This is a genomic window from Novosphingobium sp., assembly GCF_041915465.1.
Classification (GTDB): domain Bacteria; phylum Pseudomonadota; class Alphaproteobacteria; order Sphingomonadales; family Sphingomonadaceae; genus Novosphingobium.
Window position 1 is genome coordinate 1 of sequence record NZ_JAYSBK010000108.1, and the last position, 10,207, is coordinate 10,207.

Here is a 10,207-nt window from a genome sequence, read left to right on the forward strand (position 1 = left end):
ATCGTCCAGCCGGGCGACGAACTCGTACCCTATCTCAATCCTGCCAAAGACGGCACGCTACCCGTTGCGGTAAAGCGGCTCGGCGGGATCAAGGGCGACCAGCTCTCGAATGCCCAGCAGAGCTTTGACGAACGCGGCAACCAGCCGATCGTCAACATCACTTTCGACCAGGCGGGCGGGGCCAAGTTCGCCAAGCTGACCACCGAAAATGTTGGCAAGCGTTTCGCCATCATTCTCGACGGGAAAGTCTTGTCCGCCCCGGTGATTCAGGAGCCGATCATTGGCGGTCAGGCGCGGATTTCGGGTAGCTTTACCGTGGAAAGCGCCAATCAGCTGGCGATCGCGCTGCGCTCCGGCGCGCTGCCGGTCGACCTCAAGGTGGTCGAGGAACGCTCGGTTGGTCCGGACCTTGGGGCGGATTCGATCAGCAAGGGGCTGGTCGCGATGGGTGTCGGCACCCTGGCGGTGATGCTGTTCATCCTGGTGACCTATGGCCGCTTCGGCGTCTATGCGAACATTGCGCTGGTCGTGAACGTGATGATGATCCTGGGGGTCATGGCGATCCTCAACACCACGCTGACGCTGCCGGGCATCGCGGGCTTCGTGCTCACCATCGGTGCGGCGGTTGATGCCAACGTGCTGATCAACGAGCGCATCCGCGAAGAGCGCAAGCGCGGTCGGCGCGTATTCCAGGCGGTGGAAACCGGCTACAAGGAAGCAAGCCGCGCGATCTTCGACGCCAACATCACCAACGTCATCGCTGCCGCGCTGATGTTCGTGTTCGGCTCGGGCCCGGTGAAGGGCTTTGCCGTGGTGCTTGTCATCGGCGTTATCACGTCGGTGTTCACTGCCGTTACCTTGACCCGCATGTGGGTTGCCGACTGGCTGCGCAAGGCGCGTCCGTCTGACCTCAATATCTAAGGGCTGCTGCCATGCGTCTGCTCAAGCTCGTTCCCGACGATACCAATATCCACTTCCTCAAGTGGCGGGTGCCGTTCTTTGTCGTTTCCGGCCTGCTGATCCTGCTCAGCTGGGTGATGATCTTCGTCAACGGCCTCAACCTGGGAGTCGACTTCATCGGCGGTCAGATGATCCGCGTCACTTTTGCACAGAGCGCCGAAGCTCCGGTGGCAGCGCTGCGCGGAGAGGTCGAAAAGCTGGGCTACGGCGAACCGACGATCCAGCGGTTCGGCCAGCCCAACCAGGTTTCGATCCGCATGAAGCTGCCGGAAGGGTCGGAGAAGGACCCCGGCCTTTCGGAAGCCATGGCCACCAAGATCACCACCGCGATCAAGGCTGCGCATCCGGATGCGCGCGTCGACGGCGTGGATTCGGTGTCGGGCAAGGTCTCGGGTGAGCTTTACGCCACGGGGATGAAGGCGCTGGTCTTCGCGATGATCGCGATCTCGATCTACATCTGGGTGCGCTTCGAGTGGCAGTTCGGTGTCGGTGCGCTGTTCGCGCTGGTCCACGACGTGTCTTTGACGTTGGGCTTGTTCGCGGTCACGCACATGGAGTTCGACCTCAACATCGTCGCGGCGATCCTGACCATCATCGGCTATTCGCTCAACGATACCATCGTGGTCTATGACCGCATCCGCGAAAACCTGAAGAAGTTCCGCCGGATGCCGCTGCCCGAACTGCTCGACCTGTCGGTCAACGAGACCCTGGCGCGCACGGTGATGACCTCGCTGACGCTGCTCATCACGCTTGCCGCGCTGCTGTTGCTGGGTCCGAAGGTGATCTTCGGCTTTACCGCTGCGATCACGCTGGGCATTTTCGTGGGTACCTACAGCTCGATCTACATGGCGGCGCCGATCCTGATCTGGCTGAAGGTGACGTCGAACAGCTTCGTGCCGACGGAAACCGAACTGGAGCGGCAGGAACGCCTGGCCCGCGAACGCGGCTAGGCCAACGGCGGCATCGGCCTGGCCGGGCTTCAGCGCCCCGCCAGGCTATGCCAATAGGTGGCGAGTTCGGCCGCGTTTCGCTCCCAACTGAAGCGCTCGGCGTTCGCCGCGACGTCTTCCTCGGCGTAAGGTTCGGCGAGGATTTCGCGGATCGCGGCGGCAATCGCCTCGGGCGTACGTTCGGCAATTCGCCCTGCCGATGGATCCTGCAGCACCTCGCGCGCGCCGCCAATGTCGGGAATGACCAGCGGTGTGCCGCAGGCCAGCGCTTCGATCCAGGCATTGGCAATGCCCTCGCTGGCCGAGGGCAGCACCAGCACATTCGCTGCTGAAAGCAGCTGCGGCAGCAGGTCGTGCGAGACCTGGCCGAGGAATTGCACCTGCTCCGCCACGCCGAGTCGTGCCGCCAGAGCGCGCAGTGCGGCCTCGTCGGGGCCCGCACCGGCCAGCGCCAGATGGGCATCCGGAAGCCGGGTCATGGCTTCGATCACCAGTCGCTGGCCCTTGCGCTCGATCAGCGCGCCGGTCGTGACGATCAGCGTGCCTTTGACCCAGACACCGAGTTCGGGGATGGCCGAGATCAGCGTGCGGGCCTGCTTGCGCGGGAGCGGAGTGAAGCGGGCATGGTCGATCCCGGTATAGTGGATCTGGATGCGGTCTTCAGGCATGCCTAGCTGGACCATGTCGCGCTTCAGGGCTTCCGACACCGCGAGCATTCCCGTGGCCTTGGCTGCGGCTGCGGTCATCAACTCACGCGGGTGATCGCGCTTGCTCCAGAAATGGATATCCGCGCCGCGCGCCTTGATCGAAAAGGGCAGCCCGAGCCGCCCGGCGATTTCGGCAACGGCGGGGCCATCGGGAAAAAAGAACTGCGCGTCGATTAGATCGAAGGGGGCTTCGCGGTGCAGCTTTTCGACCAGCGGCATGACCGCCTTGACGATCCGGCCCGGATTGCTGTCGCCGCCAAAGCGCGGGTAGAGCGTGAAGCGCGGGTAATGGACCGCGGCCCCATCAAGCTCGGAGAGCTGCGGCGCGCTGTCATAGGTGTGATAGGGCTCGCGCAGCGATAGCGGCCACGGCGGAATCCCGATCGGATTGACGATCGTCAGGTCAATGTCGCCCCGCCGAGCCGCAGCGGCGAGCGAATATTCGACGAACTTGCCGAACCCGGGCCGGGCCGGAGTGGGGAACAGGGTGGAAAGCGAAAGAACCCGAAGCTTTTCAGTCATAGCTTGCGCACTAGCATCTCGGTCACGGCGATCCACGCCGGATTGTCGATCACGATCTGGCGGCTGCCCGCGCCCGGCGGAAGGATCGCGATACGGGTTTCGTGGCGGTCGATCATTCGGCCAAAGGCAAACCGGCCCCCCGCGCGCGGCGCCAGGACATCGCGGTTGAGCAGGCGGGCAAAGTCATCGGGGCCATGCTGGCGCAGCCACACCTGGTCGCCTGTGCGATATTCGCCTGCGCTTGTCTCGATCGCGAGAGCAACCAGGTTGGCTTCTCCGCCCAGCGCGGTCGGCAGGATCGCCTCGCGCGCGGTTGGTAGAGCTTCCGCCCCGGCTTCGGTAACGCGCGCGATATAGCTGGGCTGGCTCGCTTCCTCGCTGCGCACCAGCAGTTCTGGATCGACCTCAAGCGCGGCGGCAATTCGGTTCATCCAGGCGAGCGAAAGCTGACGCATCCCGGTTTCAAGCCGGCCAATGGTCTGCGCGGTCGTGGGCGGCGAGCAGCGCTCTGCCACGTCGGCCAGGGTGAGGTTCTTCGATCGGCGGATATCGCGGATACGGTTGATCATGGCAGAATGCCTTTAACCAGATTGGTTTTATTTCTTTCCTACAGCCTAGCTGTTTTGGCAAGCCTCTTGTCGAGCAGGCAACCAAGGGGAAATGCGATGCAGCGCGAACTCGTCGAATGTGAACTGACCAGCGAAGGCCCGGTGCGTCGGGCCGCGCGCAAGGGTGGGCGCAGCGTGACCGTCAATGTCGCGGAAAGCCCGCTGGGCTGGCTCCATGCGCGCGGCCATCTTAGCGATGCGCAGTTCCTTGCCGGGGAACGCCTGCGCCGCGATTGGGAAACGGCGCAGCTTGCCCCGGGCGTGACGATGCGCTGGGACCCGGTGCGGATCAAGGGCAGCGCCCATGATCGGGGCCTATCCGCCAGCGAGCGCCAATTGGCCGCGCGTCAGCGTTTTGACGGCGCTTCGGATGCGGCGGGGCCGGGCCTGTCCGACATTCTCTGGCGGGTGGTCTGCGCGGGAGAGACCCTGCCCGATGCCGAAAAGGCGCTGGCCTGGCCGGTGCGCAGCGGCAAGCTGGTACTTCGTCTCGCGCTTGACCGGGTGGCTGATTTCTACAGGATCCGTTAGTCGGCGGGTGGCTGCTCGTCCCTCGTCGGGCTGGCCTTGTCGTTCGTCGATTTGCGCCCACGGCCGCCGACCATAGCGGCACAACGGCTTCCTGTTTCAAGCTTTCGGGGAGCCACAATATGGACCGGCGTCAATTTCTTGCTTCGGGTAGCGCTGCGGCGCTTGCATTCGCGGTCGAACCGGCCCTTGCCAAGGGCCGGGCGCTCAAGGGCGATGCGGCGCTCAACGCGACGCTCGATGCGATCTTCGAGGACGGGATTGCCCATTCGCCGGAATATGCGACCGCGCTGGGGCTCGACAAGGGCAAGCTGGCGCCGCTGCGCGGCCAGCTATCGCCTGGCACCGCGGCCGAGCGCCATGCGGATCTGGCCCGCAACCAGCGTTGGCTGAAGAAGCTCAACGCGATTCCGGCGGCAAGCTTGTCGGGCACCGGCAAGCGCAACCAGGCGCTGGCAGCCTACATGCTCGAAAACCGCACCATCTCGGCGGCGCGCTATGATATCGATTCGGTCCAGCGGCCTTACCGCCTGACCCAGCAGGGCGGCGCCTATTTCGACCTGCCGGACTTCCTCAATTCGCAGCACCCGGTGAACAATGCCACCGATGCCGAGGCCTATCTCTCGCGCCTCGCTGCCTTTGGCACCGCGCTCGACGAGGATACCGCCGAACAGAAGGCGCAGTCCGCGCGCGGCTTTACCGCGCCGGGCTGGTCGCTCGACCTGGTGCTGGGACAGATGGCCAAGCTGCGCAGCCCCGCGGCGGCAGAAACCGGCATGGTCACTTCGGTGGCGAGCCGGGCCGCGGCCAAGGGGATCGCCGGCGATTGGGCCGCACGCGCGGCGAAGATCGTCGAAACCGTGGTATTCCCTGCGCTTGATCGGCAGATGGCGCTGGTCACCCAGCTGCGCAAGACCACGCAGGCGGGCGATGGTGCGTGGCGCCTGCCCAAGGGCGACGAGATCTATGCCGCCGCGCTGAAGCAGGCGACCACCACCGACATGATGCCCGAACAGGTGCACCAGGCCGGGCTTGACCAGGTGGCCGACATTTCCGCCCAACTGGACGCGATCCTCAAGGATGCCGGTCTGACCAGCGGCAGCGTTGGCGAGCGGCTTACCGCGCTCAACAAGCGTGATGACCAACTCTATCCCAACACCGACGAGGGCCGAAAGGCGCTGATCGACAGCCTCAACGTCGGAATTGCCGACATGTGGGAGCGCCTGCCCAAGGCATTTGCCGACATTCCGCGCCAGCCGCTCGAAATCCGCCGCGTGCCGGTGGATATCCAGGACGGCGCGTCGAACGGCTACTACAACCGCGCCTCGCTCGACGGTTCGCGTCCGGCGATCTACTGGATCAACCTCAAGGACGTGGGCGACTGGCCGAAGTATTCGCTGCCCGCGCTGACCTTCCATGAAGGTGTGCCGGGCCACCACTTGCAGGGTTCGTATTCGCAGCTTTCGGGCGAACTGCCGATGCTGCTGCGTAACAACTTCATCTCCGCCTATGGCGAGGGCTGGGCGCTTTACGCAGAGCAGCTGGCCGATGAACTTGGCGCCTATACGGGCATTGAACGCGCCGGTTACCTGCAGTCGTTCCTGTTCCGCGCCGCGCGGCTGGTGGTCGACACCGGGCTGCACCACAAGCGCTGGAGCCGCGAACAGGCGACCGACTACATGGTTGCCACCACCGGCTTTGCCCGCCCGCGCTGCCAGCGCGAGGTCGAGCGTTACTGCACGATGATCGGGCAGGCTTGCTCTTACAAGATCGGCCACATGTCGTGGGTGAAGAACCGCACCAAGGCCCAGGCCGCGCTGGGCGACAAGTTCAGCCTGCCGTGGTTCCACGAAGTGCTGAAGGAAGGCGTCATGCCGCTGTCGATGCTGGAAGCCCGAATCGACGAGCGGATCAAGGAACGGCTGGCGGCAGGCTGACCGGCAGCAATTTGACCGGGTGGAGGGCTGGCTTCAGCCTTCCACCTGCTCCGCCAGTTCCAGCCAGCGTTCTTCCGCCGCATCCTTTTCAGCGCGCGCCTGTTCGATCGCCTTTGTAAGCGCCGCGAACTTCGCCGGATCACGGGCGTAAAGCGCGGGGTCGTGCAGCACTTCCTCGTCGCGCGCGATCTGGGCGGAGAGCTGCTCGATCCGCTCGGGCAGCAGGTCATAGTCGCGCTGATCCTTGTAGGTCAGCTTGCCCTTCTTTGGCGGCGGCGGTGGCGGCGCGGCGGCGGCAGGCGCGGCCTTGGGCTTGGCCGACGCGGTGCGCTGCGTGCGCTGCTTTTCCCAGTCGGCATAGCCGCCCGCGACAATGTCGACCTTGCCCGAACCATCGAGGCCCAGCGTGATCGTCACCGTGCGGTCAAGGAAGTCGCGGTCGTGGCTGACGATCAGCACCGTGCCGTCATAGTCCGCGATCACTTCCTGCAGCAGGTCGAGCGTTTCGAGGTCGAGGTCGTTGGTCGGCTCGTCGAGCACCAGCAGGTTTGAGAACCGCGCAAATTCGCGTGCGAGCAGCAGACGCGAACGTTCCCCGCCCGAGAGCGTGCCGACCCGCGCCTCGACCAGGCCCGGATCGAACAGGAAGTCCTTGAGATAACCCTGGATGTGCTTGCGCACTCCGCGCACGTCGATCCAGTCGCCGCCTTCGGCCAGCACGTCGCGAACGCGCTTTTCGGGCGACATCAGGCTGCGCTGCTGGTCGATCAGCACGCCTTGCAGCGTCTTGGCGCGGGTGACGGTGCCGCTGTCGGGTTCAAGCTCGCCGGTCAGCAGCTTGAGCAACGTGGTCTTGCCCGCGCCGTTCGAGCCGACGATCCCGATCCGATCACCTCGGGTGATGCGCAGGGTAAAGTCCTTGATGATCGGGCGGTCGCCAAAGTTCTTGCTGACCTTGTCGGCCACGATGACCGCCTTCGACTTGGCATCATCCACCGCCAGCCCCAGCTTGGCCGTGCCTTGCGGGCTGAGCATCGCAGCGCGCTGGGCGCGCATTTCCCACAACTTCTCAAGCCGCCCCTGGTTGCGCTTGCGTCGTGCAGTGACGCCGCGTTCCAGCCAGTGCGCCTCGATCTTGAGCTTGGCGTCGAGCTTTTCGGCGGCGCGGGCCTCTTCGGCGTAGACCTGCTCCATCCAGGCTTCGTACCCGCCAAAGCCGATTTCCTTGCGGCGGATCGAACCGCGATCGAGCCAAAGCGTCGCCTTGGTCAACCGGGTCAGGAAGGTACGGTCATGGCTGATTACCACGAAGGCGCCGGTATAGCGCGAGAGCCAGCTTTCCAGCCAGTCGATCGCGGCGAGATCGAGGTGGTTGGTCGGCTCGTCGAGCAGCAGCAGGTCCGGCTCGGAAGCGAGCGCGCGGGCGAGGTCGGCACGGCGGCGCTCGCCCCCGCTGGCGCTGTCCGCCGTGCGGCTCATGTCGATACCCAGCTGGTCGGCAATCGCCTCCACCTCGTGCCGCTGCGGGGCGTCCTTGCCCGACAGGGCAAAGTCCAGCAGCGTGTCGAACCCGGTGAAGAACGGATCCTGTTCCAGCATCACGATCTTGGTGCCCGGCTGGATCGAGCGCTTGCCCTTGTCGGCATCGATCGTGCCCGCCAGCAGCTTCAACAGCGTCGTCTTGCCCGCACCGTTGCGTCCGATCAACGCCAGCCGGTCACGCGGGGCGATGTGGATGTCGAGATCGCGGAACAGCCAGCCCGAACCTTGCTGGAGGCTGAGTTGTTCCCAGGAAAGGATCGGAGCGACGGCCATGGCTGCGCGCTCTAGGCGGCGGGCGTCAAGTTGACAAGGCGCGGGTAAGCCGGAATGAGGTGGCCATGCGTACAGTCTGGCTCAACGGCGAATTCCTCCCCGAAACCGAGGCGAAAGTGCCGATCTTCGATCGTGCGCTATTGTTCGGACAAGGCGTCTATGAATTGACCCCGGTGCTGGACGGCCATTTCTGCAACTGGCCGCACCATGCCTCGCGGCTGGAACGGTCAAAGGCGCTGGCCCGGATCAGCGACGATACCGACTGGCCCGCCGTGATTGCCCAGCTGATCGCGCGCAACAACCTGACCGAGGGGCGCGTGTACCTGCAGATCACCGGCGGTGCGCCGGATGACCGCGACTTCCTCTCGCCTAGGCCGCCCGCACCCGCCACCCGCTTTGCCTTCACGCAGGAAGCCGCGCTGATCGATGTGCCCAAGGCCAGGACGGGCCTCAAGGTCATGCTCCAGCAGGAGGGGCGCTGGGCGCTGCGTTCGGCCAAGACCACGCAGCTGCTCTATGCGGTCCTCGCCAAGGAGGCCGCGCGCGAGGCGGGTTATGACGATGCCTGGTTCGTCGAAGACGGCCTGATTACCGAGCAGACCAGCGCCAATGCCCATATCATCGACAGCCGGGGCGTACTGGTGTCGCACCCGGTCGACTACGGCGTGCTGCCGGGGGTAACGCGGATCTGCGTGCTGGAAATCGCGCGCGACATGGGCCTTGCGGTGGAGGAACGCGCCTTCACGCCCGAGGAACTGCACGCCGCGCGCGAGGCGTTCGTTTCCGCAGCCGGTTCACTGGTCCTGCCTGTGACCGAGGTCGACGGCCTGCCAATCGGCAACGGCGGGCCGGGCGTGCTTACGGCGGAAATCCGCCAGCGCTACATCGCCCGGCTGCGCGCGGTTTGAACCATTCATTCCTTGTTCAATCCCCCGGGTCTAGCGAAAACAACGTGATGAAAAACCTGCTCGCTTTACTGATTGTGCCCGCCGTGTTTGCTGCGGTTCCTGCCGATGCTGGCCCAGGCGGCGAGCAGGGTCAGGCGCGCAAGGAATTTCGCGCGGGCAACGTGCGTTCGCTGCGCGAGATCGAACAGAAGGTGCTGCCGATGATGGCCGGGGCGCAATATCTGGGACCCGAATACGATCCAGCGGCGCTGGCCTATCGGTTGAAATTCATCCGCGACGGGCGCGTGATCTTTGTCGATGTCGATGCCCGCACCGGTGATATCATCCGGCAGACCCGCTGACCGGCCCCGGGGCGATAGCGGATATGCCGCGCGGCTTGCTTGACGCTTTCGGCCTTTCGTCCCATTTGACCAGCATCTTATTGGGGAACCAGCCATGCGCATCCTGATCGTCGAGGACGAACCCACTCTCGGCAAGCAGCTCAAGACCACGCTCGAAGCCAACGGCTATGCGGTCGACCTGTCGACCGATGGCGAAGACGGCCACTTTCTCGGCTCGACCGAGGAATACGATGCGGTCGTGCTCGACCTTGGCCTGCCAGAAATCGACGGGCTGACCGTGCTGGGCATGTGGCGCAAGGAAGGCCGCAAGTTCCCGGTGCTGGTGCTGACCGCGCGCGATAGCTGGTCGGACAAGGTGGCGGGCCTCGATGCCGGTGCCGACGATTACCTCGCCAAGCCGTTCCAGACCGAGGAACTGATCGCCCGCCTGCGCGCGCTGATCCGGCGCGCTTCGGGCAATACTTCCAGCGAACTCACCGCCGGCGACGTGCGGCTGGATACGCGCTCGGGCCGGGTTACGCTTAATGGCGAGCCGGTCAAGCTGACCGCGCAGGAATACAAGTTGCTGTCCTACCTGCTCCATCACAAGGGCAAGGTGGTGAGCCGCACCGAGCTGATCGAGCACATCTATGATCAGGATTTCGACCGGGATTCGAACACCATCGAAGTGTTCGTCACCCGCATCCGCAAAAAACTGGGCGCCGATGTGATCACCACGATCCGCGGGCTTGGCTACAGCCTCGACGATCCGGCTCAGGCGCGCGGCTGAGCCAATCGTGAGCGGGGAAGCGCCAGACCCGCCGGCGACCGTATCGGGCGCGCCGCATACCGGCTCGCTGTCGCGGCGCATGATGCTGATCGCGGCGGGCTGGATTTTCGTCCTGCTGCTGCTTGGCGGCGTCGCGCTCGACCGGACGCTGACCAGCCTGGT

At 64.8% G+C, this 10,207-nt stretch carries 10 protein-coding genes and 1 pseudogene; 8 read left to right on the top strand and 3 right to left on the bottom strand.

The genetic code is table 11. The features are described from left to right. The coding region (gene secD, locus ACE3SN_RS14395; protein ID WP_374531156.1) for a protein translocase subunit SecD at positions 1 to 921 on the top strand (921 nt) is incomplete at its 5' end. A gap of 11 nt (positions 922 to 932) precedes the next feature. After that, positions 933 to 1,910 carry a protein translocase subunit SecF gene (gene secF / locus ACE3SN_RS14400; RefSeq protein WP_374531157.1) on the top strand — a complete coding sequence of 326 codons (978 nt, stop codon included), beginning with the start codon at positions 933 to 935 and terminating at the stop codon, positions 1,908 to 1,910. A gap of 29 nt (positions 1,911 to 1,939) precedes the next feature. On the opposite strand, the gene ACE3SN_RS14405 is transcribed toward secF, so the two are convergent. After that, positions 1,940 to 3,139 (bottom strand): glycosyltransferase, encoded by a 1,200-nt coding sequence (locus tag ACE3SN_RS14405; RefSeq protein ID WP_374531159.1) that lies wholly within the window; start codon positions 3,137 to 3,139, stop codon positions 1,940 to 1,942. After that, positions 3,136 to 3,708 (bottom strand): helix-turn-helix domain-containing protein, encoded by a 573-nt coding sequence (locus ACE3SN_RS14410; RefSeq protein WP_374531161.1) that lies wholly within the window; start codon positions 3,706 to 3,708, stop codon positions 3,136 to 3,138. The genes ACE3SN_RS14405 and ACE3SN_RS14410 overlap by 4 nt, the downstream gene beginning before the upstream one ends. A 96-nt stretch (positions 3,709 to 3,804) precedes the next feature. Between ACE3SN_RS14410 and ACE3SN_RS14415 the strand changes: the two genes are divergently transcribed. Further along, positions 3,805 to 4,278, top strand: coding sequence for a DUF6456 domain-containing protein (locus ACE3SN_RS14415; RefSeq protein WP_374531162.1), 474 nt, complete (start codon positions 3,805 to 3,807; stop codon positions 4,276 to 4,278). A 119-nt stretch (positions 4,279 to 4,397) separates the two neighbouring features. Beyond that, complete coding sequence (locus ACE3SN_RS14420) at positions 4,398 to 6,212, top strand: DUF885 family protein (protein ID WP_374531164.1); 1,815 nt, start codon at positions 4,398 to 4,400, stop codon at positions 6,210 to 6,212. Positions 6,213 to 6,245: 33 nt separating this feature from the next. Here the strand turns inward: ACE3SN_RS14420 and ACE3SN_RS14425 are convergent, their stop codons facing one another. Beyond that, a complete protein-coding gene (locus ACE3SN_RS14425; protein WP_374531166.1) occupies positions 6,246 to 8,027 on the bottom strand; it encodes an ABC-F family ATP-binding cassette domain-containing protein in 1,782 nt (593 codons plus the stop codon). A 65-nt stretch (positions 8,028 to 8,092) separates the two neighbouring features. On the opposite strand from ACE3SN_RS14425, the gene ACE3SN_RS14430 reads away from it, so the two are divergent. From ACE3SN_RS14430 to ACE3SN_RS14445, 4 genes and pseudogenes are all read left to right on the top strand, one after another. Next, positions 8,093 to 8,935: an aminotransferase class IV gene (locus ACE3SN_RS14430; protein WP_374531168.1), complete on the top strand. Its 843-nt coding sequence runs from the start codon at positions 8,093 to 8,095 to the stop codon at positions 8,933 to 8,935. A gap of 47 nt (positions 8,936 to 8,982) precedes the next feature. Beyond that, on the top strand, positions 8,983 to 9,276 hold the full coding sequence (locus ACE3SN_RS14435; RefSeq protein ID WP_374531170.1) for a PepSY domain-containing protein: 294 nt from the start codon (positions 8,983 to 8,985) through the stop codon (positions 9,274 to 9,276). Positions 9,277 to 9,370: 94 nt separating this feature from the next. Further along, entirely contained in the window at positions 9,371 to 10,045 is a 675-nt protein-coding gene (locus ACE3SN_RS14440) for a response regulator transcription factor (protein ID WP_374531172.1), read from the top strand. A gap of 7 nt (positions 10,046 to 10,052) precedes the next feature. Further along, positions 10,053 to 10,207, top strand: a pseudogene (locus tag ACE3SN_RS14445) (histidine kinase); the annotation flags it as partial.